The 18,526-nt window shown below is 37.4% G+C and carries 28 protein-coding genes; 2 read left to right on the top strand and 26 right to left on the bottom strand.

Annotation, left to right across the window (positions count from 1 at the left end; translation table 11 throughout):
- Positions 1-28 precede the first annotated feature (28 nt).
- Both AC1RPJ_RS03960 and AC1RPJ_RS03955 read left to right on the top strand, forming a co-directional pair.
- Positions 29-2,710 carry an SEC10/PgrA surface exclusion domain-containing protein gene (locus AC1RPJ_RS03960; RefSeq protein WP_481761608.1) on the top strand — a complete coding sequence of 894 codons (2,682 nt, stop codon included), beginning with the start codon at positions 29-31 and terminating at the stop codon, positions 2,708-2,710.
- A gap of 25 nt (positions 2,711-2,735) precedes the next feature.
- Positions 2,736-3,428: a DUF6287 domain-containing protein gene (locus AC1RPJ_RS03955; RefSeq protein WP_481761609.1), complete on the top strand. Its 693-nt coding sequence runs from the start codon at positions 2,736-2,738 to the stop codon at positions 3,426-3,428.
- A gap of 561 nt (positions 3,429-3,989) precedes the next feature.
- Here the strand turns inward: AC1RPJ_RS03955 and rpsI are convergent.
- From rpsI to rpsQ, 26 genes are all read right to left on the bottom strand, one after another.
- Positions 3,990-4,382: a 30S ribosomal protein S9 gene (gene rpsI, locus AC1RPJ_RS03950; protein ID WP_409022038.1), complete on the bottom strand. Its 393-nt coding sequence runs from the start codon at positions 4,380-4,382 to the stop codon at positions 3,990-3,992.
- Between the two features lie 13 nt (positions 4,383-4,395).
- Positions 4,396-4,839: a 50S ribosomal protein L13 gene (gene rplM / locus AC1RPJ_RS03945; protein WP_057974611.1), complete on the bottom strand. Its 444-nt coding sequence runs from the start codon at positions 4,837-4,839 to the stop codon at positions 4,396-4,398.
- Between the two features lie 202 nt (positions 4,840-5,041).
- The gene (truA, locus tag AC1RPJ_RS03940; RefSeq protein ID WP_409022037.1) at positions 5,042-5,806 is read right to left on the bottom strand and encodes a tRNA pseudouridine(38-40) synthase TruA; all 765 of its coding nucleotides are present in this window, start codon (positions 5,804-5,806) and stop codon (positions 5,042-5,044) included.
- 12 nt (positions 5,807-5,818) lie between these two features.
- Positions 5,819-6,622 (bottom strand): energy-coupling factor transporter transmembrane component T family protein, encoded by an 804-nt coding sequence (locus tag AC1RPJ_RS03935; RefSeq protein WP_481761610.1) that lies wholly within the window; start codon positions 6,620-6,622, stop codon positions 5,819-5,821.
- Entirely contained in the window at positions 6,606-7,484 is an 879-nt protein-coding gene (locus AC1RPJ_RS03930) for an energy-coupling factor ABC transporter ATP-binding protein (protein WP_481761611.1), read from the bottom strand. Before AC1RPJ_RS03930 ends, AC1RPJ_RS03935 begins: the two co-directional genes overlap by 17 nt.
- A complete protein-coding gene (locus tag AC1RPJ_RS03925; protein WP_481761612.1) occupies positions 7,460-8,305 on the bottom strand; it encodes an energy-coupling factor ABC transporter ATP-binding protein in 846 nt (281 codons plus the stop codon). Before AC1RPJ_RS03925 ends, AC1RPJ_RS03930 begins: the two co-directional genes overlap by 25 nt.
- Before the next feature lie 271 nt (positions 8,306-8,576).
- On the bottom strand, positions 8,577-8,999 hold the full coding sequence (locus AC1RPJ_RS03920) for a GNAT family N-acetyltransferase (protein ID WP_481761613.1): 423 nt from the start codon (positions 8,997-8,999) through the stop codon (positions 8,577-8,579).
- 254 nt (positions 9,000-9,253) lie between these two features.
- Complete coding sequence (gene rplQ, locus AC1RPJ_RS03915; protein ID WP_057974617.1) at positions 9,254-9,634, bottom strand: 50S ribosomal protein L17; 381 nt, start codon at positions 9,632-9,634, stop codon at positions 9,254-9,256.
- 27 nt (positions 9,635-9,661) lie between these two features.
- Positions 9,662-10,600, bottom strand: coding sequence for a DNA-directed RNA polymerase subunit alpha (locus AC1RPJ_RS03910; RefSeq protein WP_409022032.1), 939 nt, complete (start codon positions 10,598-10,600; stop codon positions 9,662-9,664).
- Between the two features lie 85 nt (positions 10,601-10,685).
- Positions 10,686-11,075, bottom strand: a complete 390-nt coding sequence (rpsK, locus tag AC1RPJ_RS03905; RefSeq protein ID WP_057974619.1) for a 30S ribosomal protein S11 — start codon at positions 11,073-11,075, stop codon at positions 10,686-10,688.
- 28 nt (positions 11,076-11,103) lie between these two features.
- The gene (gene rpsM / locus AC1RPJ_RS03900; RefSeq protein WP_057974620.1) at positions 11,104-11,469 is read right to left on the bottom strand and encodes a 30S ribosomal protein S13; all 366 of its coding nucleotides are present in this window, start codon (positions 11,467-11,469) and stop codon (positions 11,104-11,106) included.
- 24 nt (positions 11,470-11,493) lie between these two features.
- On the bottom strand, positions 11,494-11,610 hold the full coding sequence (rpmJ, locus tag AC1RPJ_RS03895) for a 50S ribosomal protein L36 (protein WP_057756760.1): 117 nt from the start codon (positions 11,608-11,610) through the stop codon (positions 11,494-11,496).
- 35 nt (positions 11,611-11,645) lie between these two features.
- A complete protein-coding gene (gene infA, locus AC1RPJ_RS03890) occupies positions 11,646-11,864 on the bottom strand; it encodes a translation initiation factor IF-1 (protein ID WP_057974621.1) in 219 nt (72 codons plus the stop codon).
- Between the two features lie 196 nt (positions 11,865-12,060).
- Positions 12,061-12,723 (bottom strand): adenylate kinase, encoded by a 663-nt coding sequence (locus AC1RPJ_RS03885; RefSeq protein WP_481761614.1) that lies wholly within the window; start codon positions 12,721-12,723, stop codon positions 12,061-12,063.
- 76 nt (positions 12,724-12,799) lie between these two features.
- On the bottom strand, positions 12,800-14,095 hold the full coding sequence (secY, locus tag AC1RPJ_RS03880) for a preprotein translocase subunit SecY (protein ID WP_409022030.1): 1,296 nt from the start codon (positions 14,093-14,095) through the stop codon (positions 12,800-12,802).
- Positions 14,095-14,529, bottom strand: coding sequence for a 50S ribosomal protein L15 (gene rplO, locus AC1RPJ_RS03875; protein WP_409022029.1), 435 nt, complete (start codon positions 14,527-14,529; stop codon positions 14,095-14,097). Before rplO ends, secY begins: the two co-directional genes overlap by 1 nt.
- A 45-nt stretch (positions 14,530-14,574) precedes the next feature.
- Positions 14,575-14,757 carry a 50S ribosomal protein L30 gene (gene rpmD, locus AC1RPJ_RS03870; protein WP_057974624.1) on the bottom strand — a complete coding sequence of 61 codons (183 nt, stop codon included), beginning with the start codon at positions 14,755-14,757 and terminating at the stop codon, positions 14,575-14,577.
- 12 nt (positions 14,758-14,769) lie between these two features.
- Positions 14,770-15,270, bottom strand: a complete 501-nt coding sequence (rpsE, locus tag AC1RPJ_RS03865; RefSeq protein WP_409022028.1) for a 30S ribosomal protein S5 — start codon at positions 15,268-15,270, stop codon at positions 14,770-14,772.
- Between the two features lie 19 nt (positions 15,271-15,289).
- Positions 15,290-15,646, bottom strand: a complete 357-nt coding sequence (gene rplR / locus AC1RPJ_RS03860; RefSeq protein ID WP_462298812.1) for a 50S ribosomal protein L18 — start codon at positions 15,644-15,646, stop codon at positions 15,290-15,292.
- A gap of 53 nt (positions 15,647-15,699) precedes the next feature.
- Positions 15,700-16,236 (bottom strand): 50S ribosomal protein L6, encoded by a 537-nt coding sequence (gene rplF, locus AC1RPJ_RS03855; protein ID WP_481761615.1) that lies wholly within the window; start codon positions 16,234-16,236, stop codon positions 15,700-15,702.
- Between the two features lie 30 nt (positions 16,237-16,266).
- Positions 16,267-16,665 (bottom strand): 30S ribosomal protein S8, encoded by a 399-nt coding sequence (rpsH, locus tag AC1RPJ_RS03850; RefSeq protein WP_057974628.1) that lies wholly within the window; start codon positions 16,663-16,665, stop codon positions 16,267-16,269.
- 33 nt (positions 16,666-16,698) lie between these two features.
- Positions 16,699-16,884 (bottom strand): type Z 30S ribosomal protein S14, encoded by a 186-nt coding sequence (locus AC1RPJ_RS03845; RefSeq protein ID WP_057974629.1) that lies wholly within the window; start codon positions 16,882-16,884, stop codon positions 16,699-16,701.
- Between the two features lie 18 nt (positions 16,885-16,902).
- Positions 16,903-17,445: a 50S ribosomal protein L5 gene (gene rplE, locus AC1RPJ_RS03840; RefSeq protein WP_409022025.1), complete on the bottom strand. Its 543-nt coding sequence runs from the start codon at positions 17,443-17,445 to the stop codon at positions 16,903-16,905.
- Between the two features lie 27 nt (positions 17,446-17,472).
- Positions 17,473-17,781, bottom strand: a complete 309-nt coding sequence (gene rplX / locus AC1RPJ_RS03835) for a 50S ribosomal protein L24 (RefSeq protein ID WP_409022024.1) — start codon at positions 17,779-17,781, stop codon at positions 17,473-17,475.
- A gap of 32 nt (positions 17,782-17,813) precedes the next feature.
- The gene (rplN, locus tag AC1RPJ_RS03830) at positions 17,814-18,182 is read right to left on the bottom strand and encodes a 50S ribosomal protein L14 (protein ID WP_409022023.1); all 369 of its coding nucleotides are present in this window, start codon (positions 18,180-18,182) and stop codon (positions 17,814-17,816) included.
- 52 nt (positions 18,183-18,234) lie between these two features.
- A complete protein-coding gene (gene rpsQ / locus AC1RPJ_RS03825; protein ID WP_057974633.1) occupies positions 18,235-18,501 on the bottom strand; it encodes a 30S ribosomal protein S17 in 267 nt (88 codons plus the stop codon).
- Positions 18,502-18,526: the final 25 nt, after the last annotated feature.

The raw sequence follows: 18,526 nt of genomic DNA, 5'->3' as shown, positions 1-18,526 counted from the left end.
TTAATTTATTGGGAGGATATTTTATATTATGAAAAAATCAAACATTACTTTATTATCAAGTGCATTAATCGCTGGAGTTACTGTCGTTGGTGCTACAACAACGGCAAACGCTGCAACAACTACACCCGACTCAACTGAAACAACTCATACTCAAACAGTTCAATCTAACAGTCAAAAATTAGATGACGATATTAAAGACGCTCAAACTGACGTTGATAATGCCAAAGATACAGCTGACAAAGATCAAAGTGCTGCTGATACTTCTAAAGACACAGCCGATGCTTCTAAAGACAATGCTGGTCAAACTGAAGAAAATGCTAATCAATCACAAGAAGATTTAAACAGTGCTGTTGATAATCAACAAAATGCGCAAAATACTGCTGATAACGCAACTGATGAATCTATCAATAACGCTCAAGATGCAGTTGACGAACAAGACAAAACAAATAACCAATTAGGTCAAGACGTTGATAACGCTAAAACAGATGTTGATAAAGGTAAAACAGATGTCGATAATGCTCAAACTGGCGTTGATGAAGCCCAAAAAGGTGCTGACCAATCTGATAAAGATGCTGATAAAGCTCAAGAAAACGTTGATAATGCTCAAAATAACCTTGATGGCAAAGGTTCAGCCGAAGCCGACAAGAATTTAAGCAATGCCAAAGATAACTTGGATCAAGCTCAAACAACTGAAGACAATGCTCAAAAAGGTGCTGACCAAGCTGACAAGAATATTGCTGACGCACAAAACAATGTTAATAACGCTCAAACTGGCGTAACTGATGCTAACAAACAACAAAATGATGCTAAAGCTAAAGCTGACGCTGCTCAAAAAGCTAAAGATACTGCTCAAAAAGCATTAGATGATGCTAAGAAACAACAAGGTAATCATCAAGCTAACCAAAATCACATCAACTTAAGCCAAGACTACATTAATGCCTTAAAGGCTTATTCAGATGCTTCATCAGCTGACGCTAATTATCAAGATGTCATTGACAGTTTAACAGCTGCAACTGAAAAAGAATGGGCATTAAATGGCGGCTACATTTCAAATGACCAAGATAAAACTGTTCATATTAACAACCAATCAGATTTAAACAAATATCTTGATGACTTAAATGAATATGCTAAACAATTATTAAATGAAGTGCGTGACCGTTTTGGTAGCACACAAGTTGAAGTCTCAGAAGGTTCTAAAAAATTAGGTCAATCAATCGGCGATGCTTATACATCTAAGAATAACGATCCTGATGATGGTCATGACAATGCATTAAACAACAGCATTGCTAACGGTATGGGATTAACATACTTAACACAACAAGATATGAATACTATCTTCGATAAATCATCTGAAAATGGTTGGAATCTTAGTCTTGATGCTTTCAAGAAATCTATCTATGATTCAATGAATGCCTTCTTATTCAATGGGGGTGAATGGGGCCATGCCGTAAGTGTTGCTGGCATTATGGCAACATATACACCTGCCAATAACACATGGTTCGGTCTTGGCTTCGGTCAATTTAAACAATCTAACGGTAATATCTTCTTAACAAGTTTCTTTAACTTTGTTGATGACTATGATGTTAACGACGCTTCTAAATTTAGCACTACACCTGTTGAATCTGGAACTGTCAGTCAAGCTCAAATTGATAAATTAGCAAGCGACGTTACTGCTAAAACAGCAACTTCAAAAACTGCTGATGCAGCTCTTGCAGCAGCTAAATCACAAACAGTTAAAGCTAACCAAGCCTTAGCTACAGCTAAAACTGCTTTAGCAACTGCTAAAACAAAACAAGCAACAGCACACACAGCCTTAACTAAAGCACAAAACGATGTTAAAACTGCTACTGTAGCTGTTAAAAATGCACAAACAGTTGTTGATGATTTAAATGCATCAATGCCTCAAAAACAACAAGCTTTAAAAGATGCACAAGCTGCCTTAGCTACAACTAAAACAACACAAGCTCAAAAACACATGACTTTAGACGCAGCTAATGCTAAATTAGTTACTGCTAAAACTGCATTAAAAGATGCAACTGCTAAATTAAGTGCCGCTCAAGCAGCTTTAAAAGCTGGTCAAGACGCACTTGGCGAAAAAACAAATCATTTAGATGACTTAAAGAATGCTGAAGCTAACTTAGTTGACGCAACAAAAGCTGTTGAAGCTGCTAAAAAAGCATACGACGAGGCTGTTAAAGCTGCCGAAGATGCACAAGCTGCTTCCGTTGCTGACGATGCACAATATGCGAAGTTACAAGCAATCGCTGATGCATCTAAGAAAGCTTTAGACGATGCACAAGCTGCATTAGCTAAATTACAACATGAAAAAGACATCGAAGATGCTTTGAACAATGTTGACAAACCATCAACTGGTACTGATAACGATTCTGGTTCACATACTGGTCATGTAACAGGTTCAGACAATGGTTCAGATAAAGGTAACGTAACTGGTTCTGTTGTTGCTAAAGGTAGTGAAACAGCTAAAGACACGACTGACAACAATGGTATTGTTGCACCAAGCAATAATACATCAACATCACGTCTTAAAGCTGCTGATCATTCAGAAATCAATAACGCTAAAATATTAGGTGCTTCGGTATTACCACAAACTGACGAAACTAATTCGTCAGTCGTTTCAGTGATTGGTGCAGCTCTTGTTGGTGCCGTTAGTCTCTTTGGACTTGCAGGAACGCGCCGTCGTAAACACTAATTCGTTATTGTAAGGAGGAATTGAGATGAAGAAGCCTTTACTTGTAATGACTAGTATCGTAATGGTTGCTTTATTAACAGCGTGTGGGCAACAAAAGTCACAGTCTGAGCAAACAAGTCAGCCAAAACAAGTATCCGTGTCAGATAAGAAAAAGGCGCAGTCGTCAAAAAAAGCAGATACAACTAAAAAGACGCATACTAAAGAAGTAAATCAACCAAAAAAAGAATCCGTGTCAGATAAGAAAAAAGCGCAGTCGTCAAAAAAAGTAAATACGATTAAAAAGACGCCTGCCAAAGAAGTAAATCAACCAAAACAGATGAATTTAGATCAAATTCAAGTCAGTGATTACAGCAGTATCGTCGGTCAGTGGCAAATTGTGAAGTTAGAAGCACGGGGACGCGACTTACCACTTGATGATGTTCAGCCGTTAAATATTACTAAAGATAGTCTAGTGTCATCATCTTCGTTTACATTAAATAAAGCTGGCTTAAAAGATCAGAATGGGCTGCATGCGACGAAATTTGAAGTTGCTAATAATATCTTAACCGCCAGCTTAAGTAATGCAAGTGATGTTTCTATTAATTGGTCCGTCATGTTCTATCCCAAAGGGACTAGTCACGAATATGGTGTTAATACTGGTGAAGAAACGAACAAGCAGAATCTGATTGTTGTTTGGTCAAGTAGTAACTCAGTGACCGCGGTTTACAGCCAAAGTTAATATATATATAAATAGAAGGTCTACAATATCTGTTGCCAGTGATAGAAAAATCTATCACTGGCAACAGATTTTTTTGTATGACACTAAAAAGAGTCTCCTATGACAAATAATACTAAGGTTTTACTAAATATGAAATTTGCTGAAAGCACTCCTTAATCCAGCAGTCATCGGAGTTTATGGTACTTTAGATTACCTTCAAAAATGCCTGACACCCCTGCAGAGTTCTCAACATAATCAAATTGTTAGCTACGGATGGCGGGCATCTCTATTAGGCTACTACGTTATTCTAGTGGCCAACTTTAAGAAACTAACAATGAATTGAAACATATTAAACGTAATGCCTACGATTTCAGTAATTTTAGGAAACACATTTTCTTTGTAATGAGGATTATGTACATAAAAAAGGCGTTGTCACAAAGTGACAACACCCTCCATAATATATTCACCAACAATAGTTGCAATAGAACCAAAAATATTCACCAGTGACAACTGCAATATACCAAAAAAAACACCTCACAAATTGCTTTGTGAAGTGCTTCAAAATATCGATATAAATATATATTAACGTTTTGAGAATTGGCTTGCTTTACGAGCTTTCTTAAGACCTGGTTTCTTACGTTCTTTCATACGAGGATCACGAGTAAGTAATCCTGCAGATTTAAGAGCTGCACGGAAATCTGGATCTACTGTAAGTAATGCGCGAGCAATACCATGGCGAACTGCGCCAGCTTGACCTGAGAAGCCACCACCATTAGCGTTAACTAAAACATCATAACTACCTAATGTTTCTGTAGCGTTAAATGGTTGTAAGACTACTTCACGTAAGTTAGCAAATGGAATGTAATCTTCAATTGCTTTGTTGTTGATAGTAATTTTACCAGTACCTGGTACTAAACGTACGCGAGCTACTGAGTTTTTACGACGACCTGTTCCTGAATATACGACTTGAGCCATTTCAATTGCCTCCTTAAATTAAGTTTGTAATATCTAAAGTTTCTGGTTGTTGTGCTTGTTGATCATGTTCTGCACCACGATATACGTGTAATTTCAATGCTTGTTCTTTACCAAGAGTACCTTTTGGAAGCATACCTTTAACAGAGAAAGCAATCAATTTTTCAGGATCGTTGGCACGGAAATCACCAGCAGTACGAGTTTTTAAACCACCTGGATGATCTGTATGATGTTGGTATAATTTTCTGTCAGCTTTGTGACCAGTTAAACCAACCTTTTCTGCATTGATAACAATAACGTTATCACCAGTATCCACATTAGGTGTGAATGTTGGTTTGTTTTTACCGCGTAAGATAGAAGCAACGACAGTTGATAAGCGACCTAAAGAAATATCAGTTGCATCAATAACATACCATTTACGTTCTATTTCGCCTTTTTTTGCTAAATAAGTTGTACGCACGATTGTTTCCTCCGTTTTTTCATGTTGTTTGTTTGACACTCAAATAAGTTTCCGGGGCCTATCAGTGGGGCAAACAATACCATTTATAATATTAACTATTAAAAGTCAATTTGTCAATCTAATTTATGGGCATCCCACAAATAAATAACACCTTTTCAGATTTAAAATTGCCTTAGTATTCATATTGTCAATAACTTCTATATTACCCTAATTCGTCCGGATAATAAACCTTTTTTAAATATAATCCACTCGCCGGAGCTGTTTCTCGAGCTTGTTGTCGATCCTTTACTTCATATAACCGTAAAATATCATGAACCGGACGCCGGCCGTTCCCTATTTCTAGGAGTGTAGCGACTAAAATTCGGACCATATTGTACAGAAAGCCATTTCCATAAAATTCAAAAATAATTTCATGGTTTTCTTTATCTTCTCTCACGGTTGCCTCATAAATCGTCCGAACGTGATCTGTAACCTGGCTACCTGCCGCCACGAAACTAGAAAAATCATGTTCGCCAACTAAATCAGGTAATGCTTCTTCAATTTTGGCGATATCTATCTTGTATTTATAATGACCCGTGTAGAAGCGTTTAAATGGGTCGGTAAATTCACCTTGAGAAACACGATACATATATCGTTTACCATGCGTACTATAGCGTGAATGAAAATCATCACTGACAAGTTCGGCTTTTTTAACTTGAACATCCAGTGGCAATAAACTGTTCAATGCTCTCATCATGCTAGTTTCCGGAATTTCATGCATGAAGTCAAAATGAAAAACCTGTCCTAAGGCATGAACGCCAGCATCTGTTCGGCCTGAACCATAAATTCTAACTGGTACTTCTGATTTACTCATAATTGTTACTGCTTTTTCTAAGACAGATTCAACCGTCCGTTGGTTTGGCTGCCTCTGAAACCCTGCAAAAGCTGCGCCATCATAAGCAACGGTAATTTTAAAACGTACTGACATATTTATTCATCCTTAATTTTTGAGGTAGACTAATGCAACGGTAACGATAGCGAATAAAACAAAAGCTAACGTATCAGCCGTCCGCCATTTTAAAATACGATACTTTGTTCGACCTTCTCCACCCTGGTAACCACGAGATTCCATGGCAATCGCTAAATCTTCGGCACGATTGAACGAACTTACAAATAGCGGAATTAACAACGGGATAATTGATTGCATTTGTTTAATTAGCGACCCTTGACCAAAGTTCACACCTCGAGCTCGTTGAGCGTTCATAATTTTTTCTGTCTCATCCATTAATGTAGGGACAAAACGTAACGCGATTGATAACATTAACGCAATTTCATAAACTGGAAATTTGATTGCTTTAAGTGGTTTTAATAAAGATTCAATCGCATCTGCTAGTTGGAGTGGTGCCGTTGACAACGTCAATAATGTTGACATAAAAATAATTAAAATAAATCGGCAAAAAATATATAATCCATTTGTCACACCAAATTGAGAAATTTTAAAAATCCCCCAATGCCAGTACATTTGGCCACCACTTGAAAATAGCATTTGCAAAGCAACCGTAAAGATAATCAGCCAAATTAATGGCCGGACACCTTTTAAAAAGAAACTCATATTAATTTTTGACGCTAAAATACATCCTAACGTAAAAACTAAAAGCATAGAAAAACTTTGCCAATTATTTGCCATAAAGATTATTCCAACAAAATAAAAACTCAAAACTAATTTAGCACGCGGATCCATGCGGTGAACGAGTGAATCACCCGCTATGTAACGTCCAAAAATCAACTTATTCATTAGCGTCATGACCTCCATTTTGGCTTAGCAGCGTGACGAGGTCGTCGGCTAATTCATTCTCTGTTAAAGGCATCTCCTTGAATTCAAAGCCTTTTTCAATTAATTTTTTTGAAAATAACGTTGTTGTTGGCACGTTCAAATGGTTACTTAATAAGAACTCTGGATCAGCAAAAACTTCTCTTGGTGTGCCCGATTTAATAATCGTTCCTTTTGACATGATAATAGCGTGATTCGCATAATTTGCCACATCATCCATCTGATGCGTTACGAGAATAATCGTCAAATTTTGTTCACGATGAAGTTCTTCGAACATTGCCATCATATCAACGCGACCTTTAGGATCTAATCCTGCTGTGGGTTCGTCTAAAACCAAGATTTTAGGTTCCATAGCCAGAATTCCAGCGATTGCTACGCGACGCATTTGACCACCAGAGAGGTCAAATGGTGATTGCTGATAGATATTCTCTGGTAATCCAACTAACTTCAACATTTTTGTCGCTATTTTCTCAGCTTCTTCATCTGTTTTACCAAAGTTTTTTGGCGCAAATGCCACATCTTTAATAACCGTTTCTTCAAACAATTGTGCTTCTGGAAATTGAAAAACGATGCCAACTTGTTTTCGTAAATCGTTTAACGTTTTATTGGCCGTTTCTGGTGTAATGATTTGATTCCCAATTGTAATTTTACCTTCAGTTGGTTTTAATAGGCCATTTAAATGTTGCAATAGGGTCGATTTACCAGAACCTGTATGTCCAACAATTGCTGTAAATGAGCCGTCCTCAATTTCAAGATTGATATTATGTAGCGCCCGACTTTCAAAAGGTGTCCCTTTTTGGTAGGTAAAGGCTACTTCGTTGAATTTAATTGCCATAACCAATCTACCATACCTTCCTCTGTCATATAGTCGTCCGGAATGTCAAAATGACGTTTTTTAAGCGCGACTTTTAAGCGTTCTGGATATGGAATATCTAATCCCATATCTACTAATTGTTCACCAAGTGCAAAAATTTCAGCAGGTGTGCCTTCTTTTACCAGCTCGCCTTTGTCCATAACCATAATTTTGTCAGCACTTGCCGCTTCATTAATATCATGCGTGATTGAAATAATTGTTAGCCCACGTTCTTCTTTGAGTTGATGTATTAGGCTCAAAACTTCGTCACGACCTTCTGGATCCAACATGCTAGTTGATTCATCCAAGATGATAACTTCTGGCCTTAGAGCGACAATTCCAGCGATTGCGACACGTTGTTTCTGTCCCCCAGATAGTCTAGCAGGTTCCTTGGCCGCAAACTCCCACATATCTACACGTTCAAGCGCGTCTCTGACTCGTTCTTGCATTTCTTTACGTTCTATTCCATTGTTTTCAAGTCCAAATGCAACGTCATCTTCAACAGTTGCTCCCACAAACTGGTTATCTGGGTTTTGAAAAACGATGCCAATCTTACGACGAATATCCCAGACCGTTTCTGGTGATAAAATAAGGCCATCTACTGTGATTTCACCTGATTGAGGTGCTAGCAAGCCATTAATATTTTTAGATAATGTACTTTTCCCACTACCGTTATGACCAATAATTGCAACCCAGTCACCTTTTTCAATCGTAAAGGACACATCTTTAAGTGCCATTTCACTCATTTCTTTTTGTGCTTCATATTGATAATTTAAATGATCAACTTTAATTAATTCAGTCATTGTTACTGTCCTCACAATTCACAAGATAACTTACGTTTTGCATTATATCACAGGCCAAAATGAACTCAGTGTATTTATACTTTTACTCTTTATAGTTGTCCTATCTATACAACATACATCTAAAATGCATTTTTTGTACTTTTAAGCTCTTAATTAACAATAAACAGCCATTTAGTCACACCTTTTTATATTGCGCTAAGAACTGCATTTTAAGCTAAATTTCTCTCACCATTTGATAATTAACTAGATTTTGTTGATGTCGATAATTATCTTATCTTTTTATAATTTTAAACCCATAATGTTCAAAAAAAGAGACAGCAGTTATTGAAGCCTCTACCGTTTGTACATTTATTTGTAATTCATTCCTTTGGTAATTTGTTAATTCTGTTAAAATAAGCGCTCCGATATGCTGTCGAATCATAGAACTCTCTACGTACAGCATATCAATATGTCCTGTTACTTCAAGGTTACCAAATCCTATGACCTTTAAATCTTTGATGGCAAGTAGCGTAAATGATTCACTTAATCGTTTATGCCATGCACTCAGATCTGGATTATTCTGCACCCACTCATTAATTTCTAGTTGTGAATAATCTTGTCGGTTAATCTCTTGAATTGTTTGGTTGAATAATGTCGTTATTTCCGATAAATATTTACTATCATAACGGTAAAGTTGTATTGAACTTTGTGCCATCACATTACCCCCTAAACAGATTAAGAATACTATTATCATACTAGGTTTTAGCACATAAAAAAAGGGTTCTGAACACATTATTAAAATGTGTTCAGAACCCTTTTTTCAGACCTCATTAGACAATAAAAAATCACTATGAAGGATGACCGGCAAATCACAAATGTGAAGAACCTTCAAACTAGACTAAGATTACTCCATCATCATAACGTTTGTTTTTAATCATCAATCAAAGTGAAAAATTATCTGTTAACGAATTATACTAATTCAATAATAACCATTTGTGCGGCATCGCCACGACGAGGCATTGTTTTCATAGTTCTAGTGTATCCACCATTACGTTCAGCGTAACGAGGAGCTACATCAGAAAATAATTTTTGTAATGCTGATTGAACAGTGACATCGTCACCATCTTCTTTCACGTCAGCAACTGTGTTTCTTACGAAAGCAGCAGCACGACGACGTGAAGCTAAATCACCACGTTTACCTAAAGAAATCATTTTATCGGCAGATTTGCGTACTTCTTTAGCGCGAGCTTCAGTAGTCACAATTCGTTCGTTGATAATAAGACTTGTTGTTAAATCACGTAACATTGCTTTACGTTGAGAACTTGTACGTCCTAATTTGCGGTAACTCATGAATAGTTTCCCTCCCTCTATATAATATTAGTCATCATGACGTAATGATAAATCAAGCGCAGCTAATTTAGCTTTAACTTCTTCCAATGATTTACGGCCCAAGTTACGGACTTTCATCATGTCAGCTTCGGATTTATTCGTTAATTCTTGAACCGTGTTGATTCCAGCACGTTTCAAACAATTGTATGAACGAACTGATAAATCAAGTTCTTCAATCGTCATTTCGAGCATTTTTTCTTTATGTGTTTCTTCTTTTTCAACCATAATTTCAGCATTTTTAGCTTCATCGGTTAAATCAACAAATAAAGTCAAATGCTCAGTTAAAATTTTAGCCGACAAACTAATGGCTTCGCTTGGTGTAATTGAACCATTAGTCCAAACATCAAGTGTCAATTTGTCATAATCATCTTTTTGACCAACACGTGTTTTTTCTACTTGGTAGTTCACACGTTCGATTGGGGTATAAATGGAGTCAATTGGTAATACGCCAATTGGCATATCTTCCGCTTTGTTTTGATCAGCAGATACGTATCCACGACCATTGCTAGCGTTCATGCGAACATGAAAAGATGCACCTTCTGCGACTGTACAAATGTACAAGTCGGGATTTAATACTTCAACATCACTGTTTACAATGATGTCACCGGCAGTAACCTCTGCGGGACCTTTCACATCAATTTCGATGGATTGGTCTTCATCAGCAGCTAACTTCAAAGCAACTTTCTTAATATTCAAGATAATTTGAGTAACATCTTCCAATACGCCTTCAATAGTTGAAAACTCATGTAAAACACCATCAATTTGAATATTAGTAATAGATGCGCCTGGTAAGGAAGATAATAGAATCCGACGAAGTGAATTACCTAATGTCGTACCATAACCGCGTTCAAGTGGTTCTACAACAAATTTACCATAGTTAGGACTTTCATCTATCTTATGAATATTTGGTTTTTCAAATTCAATCATTCTTATCTTTACCCCTTTCAAAACGTAACGTGTAATCTAGTGAAAACATTATGAAGTTCAACTCCGTAATGAATATTAATCCACGTTAAACACGACGGCGTTTTGGAGGACGACATCCATTATGAGGCACTGGAGTAACATCGCGAATTGCTGTTACTTCAAGACCAGTAGTTTGTAAAGCACGGATTGCGGCTTCACGGCCAGAACCAGGTCCTTTAACTGCTACTTCAACAGTCTTCATACCATTTTCCATTGAGCCTTTAGCTGCAGCTTCTGCTGCCATTTGTGCTGCGAATGGTGTAGATTTACGACTACCTCTAAAACCTAATGCACCAGCTGATGACCATGCAACAGCGTTACCGTTAACATCAGTAATCATAACAAGTGTATTGTTAAAAGTAGAATGAATATGTGCAACACCGGCTTCAATATGTTTTTTAACACGGCGTTTGCGAGAAACTTTCTTAGTTGCCATAAATAGTATTACCTCCTTAATCTAGTAATTATTTCTTGCGGCCTGCAATTGATGTAGCTGGGCCTTTACGTGTACGAGCGTTGTTTTTCGTGTTTTGTCCACGAACTGGTAAACCACGACGATGACGCATGCCTCGGTACGTTCCAATTTCTTGGAGACGTTTAATGTTTAAACTGATTTCGCGACGTAAGTCACCTTCAATTTTAAATTGATCAACAACTTTACGGATTGCATCCTCTTGGTCAGTTGTTAAATCACGAGTTCTAATATCTTCTGATACTTCTGCTTCTACCAAGATCTTAGCAGCAGTTGTATTACCGATTCCATAAATGTAAGTTAATGCTACCACGATTCTTTTATCACGTGGAATATCAATACCTGCAATACGAGCCATAACAATTACACCTCCTAATTTTTATTATCCTTGACGTTGTTTATGTTTTGGATTTGCGCTACAAATGATCATAACTCGACCTTTGCGCTTGATAACTTTACAATGTTCACACATTGGTTTTACTGATGGTCTTACTTTCATTGAATTATACCTCCTAAAAGTTTTTGAAGTACAATCTATTTAAAGCGATAAGTAATACGACCCTTACTTAAATCGTAAGGAGACATTTCAACCGTCACTTTATCACCAGGTAAAATACGAATATAATTCTTACGAATTTTACCAGAGACATGAGCTAAAATTTCATGATCATTTTCAAGTACAACTCGAAAAGTCGCATTGGGTAACGTTTCACGGACCGTACCCTCAATCTCAATTACTTCTTCTTTCGCCACGTAAATGTACCTCCTTAAAATCGTGTTTTAACTTTACATGTAAAAATGGCGAGAATTAGACACTCTCACCCGTTCTTATCAGGATATTATTACAAATATCCTCCTGAAAAGATAAACCGGAATTATTCTATCATACCGCTATCTCAGATGCAAGTTAGCCACTCCGGCACAATTACTTTGCAGCGGAATACTCAGATTACTTGAGATTGTTTAAAATCGTTTCAATATCTGCAAATACATCTTCAATATCGCGGTTACCATCTACTGTATACAATAGATGACGTTGTTCGTAAAAATCTAATAACGGTGTATTCATTTTGATGTTAACTTCTAAACGATTTTTAACCGTTTCAAGTTTGTCATCTTCACGTTGATAAAATTCATGTTGCCCACAGCGATCACATGTTCCTTCAACCTTTGTGGGGTTGAAGATTTTGTGATATGTAGCTCCACAATTACGACAAATGTAACGACCAGTTAAACGTTCGATTAGAGATTCAGGATCAACATGAATGTCAATGACTGCGTTAAGAGGTTTTCCAAGGTCCTTACCGATTTCGTCCAAGGCAACAGCTTGTGCCATATTTCTTGGAAACCCATCAAGCATGTAGCCATCTTGAATATCATCTTCAGCTAATCGTTCTTTGACAATGCCATTTGTGACTTCATCAGGAACAAGGTCACCACGATCGATATACTTTTTAGCTTCAAGTCCCATTGGTGTTTCATTTTTCATTGCTGCACGGAAGATGTCTCCCGTAGAGATATGAGCGATGTGGAAAGCGTCGACAATCTTTTCAGCTTGTGTTCCCTTACCTGCACCAGGTAAACCCATTAACATCAGGTTCATTTTAGTCATGAATATCCTCCTAATATGAGAAATGGTTAGGCATCAGCCTAACCTAATTCTCAGTTTAAAATTTGTTTTTTATCGATTATCTAATGAATCCGACGTACTTACGTTTCATCATCATACCCTCTAATTGACGAATAGTTTCAAGAGCAACCCCAACGACAATCAACAGACTAGTACCACCCAAACCAACTGATTCATCTAATCCGAACAAACTTGATGCTAATAATGGAATTAAAGCAACAAATCCTAAGAATAATGAACCAACAGTACTTAAACGCATTAATAATTTTGAAACATATTTTTCTGTTGCTTTACCAGGCCAAACACTTGGAATATAACTTCCTTGTTTTTGTAAATTCTCTGAGAGTTTCTCAGGATTTACCTGTACGAAAGCGTAGAAGAATGTGAACAAGACAATCAATACGGTATATAGGATGGCTCCGTATGTTGTTTGCATGTTGAAAACTTGACTTAATACTTTATACCAAGTCGTGTCCCCTTGTGAGCTTTGGAATGCCAAAAGCACAGTTTGGGGTGTTGCAATGAACGAACTCGCAAAAATAACGGGGATAACACCCGCAACGTTTACCTTAAGTGGCAGATATGAACTATCTGTCGCACCAGCAACACGTCTTGTGTATTGAATTGGAATCTTATAGTTAGCTTGTTGAACATATGTTACAAAAGTTACGATTGCAAAAATAATAACGAGCAAGATAACTATGAACAAGATGCCCCCCCAAAGATCACCTTTATCAGCTTGGAAAATTTGTTCATTGAAAATCTGTTTAATACCACCTGGAATACGAGAAACGATACCTGCCATGATTAACATGGAAACACCATTCCCAATACCACGTTCAGTAATCATATCACCTAACCAAGTCGTAAACATTGTTCCGGCTGTTAAAATAACGCCCAAAACAACATATGTTTGCGTACTTGGATTGTTAACCAAACCTAAACTACTTAATGAGTCTAACCCTGCGGTGATACCTACAGATTGAACAAATGCTAAGACAATTGTTAGGTAACGTGTAGCTTGATTCAATTTACGACGACCAACTTCACCTTGCTTACTCCATTCTACAAAACGAGGAACAATGTCCATTTGTAGTAATTGAATAACAATTTGAGCTGTAATGTAGGGTGAAACCCCCATTGCGAAAATTGAGTAATTAGTTAATCCACCACCACTAAAAGTGTTAAGAAGACTAACTAAGTTACTACTTGTTGCACTAGCAATTGCAGCATGGTTAATTCCAGGAACTGTTATAAAAGTACCTAAGCGAAAGACAATTAAAACGCATAAAGTGAAAAAAATCTTTTGACGGATTTCTTTCACAGCTAATGCATTTTTCATCACTTTAAGCATTAGATCACCTCTGTTTGACCACCGGCAGCTTCAATAGCTTCTTTAGCAGCAGCTGAGAATTTACCTGCTTTAACAGATAATTTCTTGTTAAGTTCGCCGGAAGCTAAAATTTTAATTCCTGATTTTTCGTTCTTAACAATACCTGATTCAACAAGTAATGCTGGTGTTACTTCAGCACCGTTTTCGAATTTGTTTAAGCTATCTAAATTGACAACTGCATATTCTTTACGGTTGAAGTTATTAAATCCACGTTTTGGCATACGACGGAATAAAGGCATTTGTCCACCTTCAAAACCTAAACGTACTTTACTACGGGCTTTTTGGCCTTTTTGACCACGTCCAGAAGTTTTACCATTACCTGAAGATGTTCCACGTCCGACACGGTTACGTACTGAGCGAGAACCTTCACTTGGTTTTAATTCATGTAATTTCATAGGGTTGGCACCTCCTTATTTTAAACTGCAAACAAGATGTTGATGTTATTTAACTTCTTCAACGTCCACTAAATGAGAAATCTTGGCGATAACGCCTCGTGTTACTGCGTCATTAGGACGAATAACAGAGCTGCTAATACGGTGTAAACCGAAAGCTTTAACGATTTCGCGTTGATTTTGAGGACGTCCGATGACACTGCGTTTTAATGTAATTTTTAAATCTGTCATGTTTTAGTCCTCCTAGTCAGCTAAGTGTTGAATAGAAACGCCACGTAATGCAGCAACTTCTTCAGCACTCTTCATTTTCTTTAAACCATCCATTGTTGCGCGAACAACGTTGATTGGTGTATTTGAGCCTAATGATTTACTTGTTACATCTGCTACTCCAGCAAGTTCCATAACGGCACGAACTGAACCACCAGCGGCAACTCCAGAACCTTCAACAGCTGGTTTAAGCATAATGCGTCCACCACTGTATTGACCGAGAACTTCGTGAGGAAGTGTCGTACCGACCATAGGTACTTCAATCAAGTTCTTTTTAGCATCTTCAACTGCTTTACGGATTGCTTCAGGAACTTCTTGAGCTTTACCTGTACCGAAGCCTACATGACCATTGTGATCACCGACAATAACTAATGCAGCAAAACGTAGACGACGTCCACCTTTTACAACTTTAGTAACACGGTTAATCGCAACAACACGATCTTCTAAATCTAAATGAGTTGGATCAATGAAAGTCATAAACTATTTCCTCCCTTTCTTAGAATTCTAATCCATTTTCACGAGCTGCTTCAGCTAAAGCAGCAACGCGTCCATGGTATAAGTATCCGCCACGATCAAAAACAACAGCTTTGATACCTTTGTCATTAGCACGTTTAGCAACTAATGCGCCAACAGCAGTAGCTTTTGCTACTTTACTGTCGCCAGTTACTTCACTATCAATTGTTGAGGCACTTGCTAGCGTTACACCCGCTACGTCATCAATTACTTGAGCGTAGATGTGGTTATTAGAACGGAATACGTTTAAGCGTGGGCACTCTGCAGTTCCAGAAATCTTGCCACGAACACGTAAATGACGTTTTGAACGTGTTTTATTTCTATCTGGTTTTGTAATCACAATTTTCACCTCTTGATTTTATTCAAAAACAAAGTAAGCAATGCTAAGCAGCATTATTTACCTGTTTTACCTTCTTTACGACGAACATATTCGCCAACGTAACGAATTCCTTTACCTTTATAAGGTTCTGGAGGACGAACGGCACGAATTTCTGCGGCAAGATCGCCAACTTCTTGTTTACTGATACCTGAAATAATAATACTTGTATTTGCAGGAACTTCAACAGTTAAGTTTTCGCGTTCTTCAAAATCCACTGGATGTGAATAACCAACATTTAATACTAATTTTTTCCCTTGTAATTGTGCACGATAACCAACACCAATCAACTCAAGTTCTTTTTTGAAACCTTCTGTAACACCAAGAACCATGTTGTTTACGTTGGCACGCATTGTACCATGTAAGGCACGAGTGCTTTTATCGTCACTTTCACGAGTAAATTTAACTGAAAGACCTTCAACATGCATTGTAATAGCACTAGAGAACTTACGAGTTAATTCACCTTTGGGGCCTTTTACTGTAACCATTTGACCTTCTTGTGTAACTTCTACACCAGCAGGAAGAACGATTTCTTTATAACCTATACGACTCACGCGAGTGACACCTCCTTACGAATTAATTGATTACCAGATGTATGCTAAGACTTCGCCACCAATTTGTTTGGCGCGTGCATCTTTATCTGTCATCACACCTTCTGATGTTGAGATAACTGCGATTCCTAAACCATTTAATACTTTAGGAACTGCATCAGCTTGAACGTACGTACGTAATCCTGGTTTTGAGATACGTTTAATACCAGAGATTACACGTTCGTTGTCTTTTCCAAATTTTAAAAATACACGGATAATACCTTGTTTGTCATCATCGATGTATTCGATATCACGTACGAAACCTTCATTTTTAAGGATTTCAGCGATATCACGTTTGATTTTTGAAGCAGGCACTTCTAAAGACTCATGCCGTACCATGTTTGCATTACGGATACGAGTTAAAAAGTCTGCGATCGGATCAGTCATGACCATTGAGTTTACCCTCCTTTAACTTGTCTTTTAGATTTACCAGCTAGCTTTTTTCATACCAGGAATTTGGCCTTTGTGAGCAAGGTCACGAAGACAAATACGGCATAATTTAAATTTACGATAAACAGAATGTGGGCGACCACAACGTTCGCAACGTGTATAAGCTTGTGTAGAGAATTTTGCTGGACGTTTGTTCTTTGCAATTAATGATTTTTTAGCCAAAGCTTTGTAACCTCCTTATTATTTAGAAAACGGCATACCTAATTGTGTGAGTAATTCTTTTGATTCCTCATCAGTATTAGCAGTTGTAACAATAACGATATCCATTCCACGAACTTTATCCACATCATCAAAATCGATTTCTGGGAAAATTAATTGTTCGCGAACACCTAAAGTATAGTTACCACGGCCATCAAAGGCTTTTTTGCTAACGCCACGGAAATCACGCACACGAGGTAATGAAACTGAAACTAATTTATCTAAGAAATCGTACATGCGTTCGCCACGTAAAGTAACTTTAGCACCGATTGGCATACCTTCACGTAAACGGAAGCCAGCAATTGATTTTTTAGCTTTTGTAACCAAAGGTTTTTGACCAGCGATTAAAGCTAATTCTTCAACAGCTTTATCTAAATTTTTAGCATTAGTAACAGCATCACCAACACCCATGTTGATAACAATTTTATCAACTTGAGGTGTTTGCATAATTGATGTGTAGTTAAATTTTTCCATCATAGATGGTGTAATTTCATTAGTGAACTTTTCTTTTAAACGGTTAGTCATGAAGAAAGTGTCCTCCTTTCAGTAGGTCTATTTAACAGTTTCACCTGATTTTTTAGAAACTCTAACTTTCTTGCCGTCTACAACTTTGAAGCCAACACGAGTTGGTTCGTTTGTAGATGGGTCGATAAGCATCACGTTTGAAACGTGAATTGGTGCTTCTATATCCACGATGCCACCTTGTGGATTCGAGTTACTAGGTTTTTGATGTTTTTTTGCAATATTCATGCCTTCAACAATCACACGGTCATCTTTAAGGAAAACTTTAGTAACAGTACCTTGTTTACCTTTATCTTTACCTGCAATTAATTGAACTTTATCACCAGTTTTGACGAACATTTAGCGCACCTCCTTGTTTTCCGATGGATTTCTTATAATACTTCGGGTGCTAAAGAAACAATCTTCATGAAATTGTTATCACGTAATTCACGTGCAACAGGTCCAAAGATACGTGTACCTTTAGGGCTTTTATCATCTTGGATGATAACGGCAGCATTTTCATCAAATTTGATGTATGAACCGTCAGCGCGATGAGCACCTGATTTTGTACGTACGATTACAGCTTTAACAACTTCACCTTTTTTGACAACACCACCTGGTGTTGCATGTTTAACAGTAGCAACAATAACGTCACCGATATTAGCAGTTTTACGCTTTGATCCACCTAAAACTTTAATAGTTAAGATTTCTTTTGCGCCTGAATTGTCGGCAATTTTTAAACGACTTTCTGTTTGTATCACAGTAAGTGTCCTCCTTTCGATAGCAAATTAGAAATACGAATGGCAATTATGCTTAAGCAATAACTGCTTTTTCAACGATATCTAATAAACGGAATCTCTTAGTTGCTGACAACGGACGAGTTTCCATAATTTGAACGATATCGCCGATTTTTGCTTCGTTATTTTCATCATGTGCATAGAATTTTTTAGAATAAGTCACACGTTTACCGTAGGTTTTGTGTGTCTTGTATGTTTCGATAAGAACACTAATCGTTTTATCCATTTTGTCGGATACAACGCGTCCTTGATAGACTTTACGTTGGTTACGAGTTTCACTCATGCGTAAATGGCCTCCCTTTCGTAAT

Source organism: Dellaglioa sp. CoH-57-MRSF-17, from assembly GCF_056782015.1.
The sequence above is the reverse complement of the archived record's forward strand: the minus strand, read 5'-3'. Positions and strand labels throughout refer to the sequence as shown.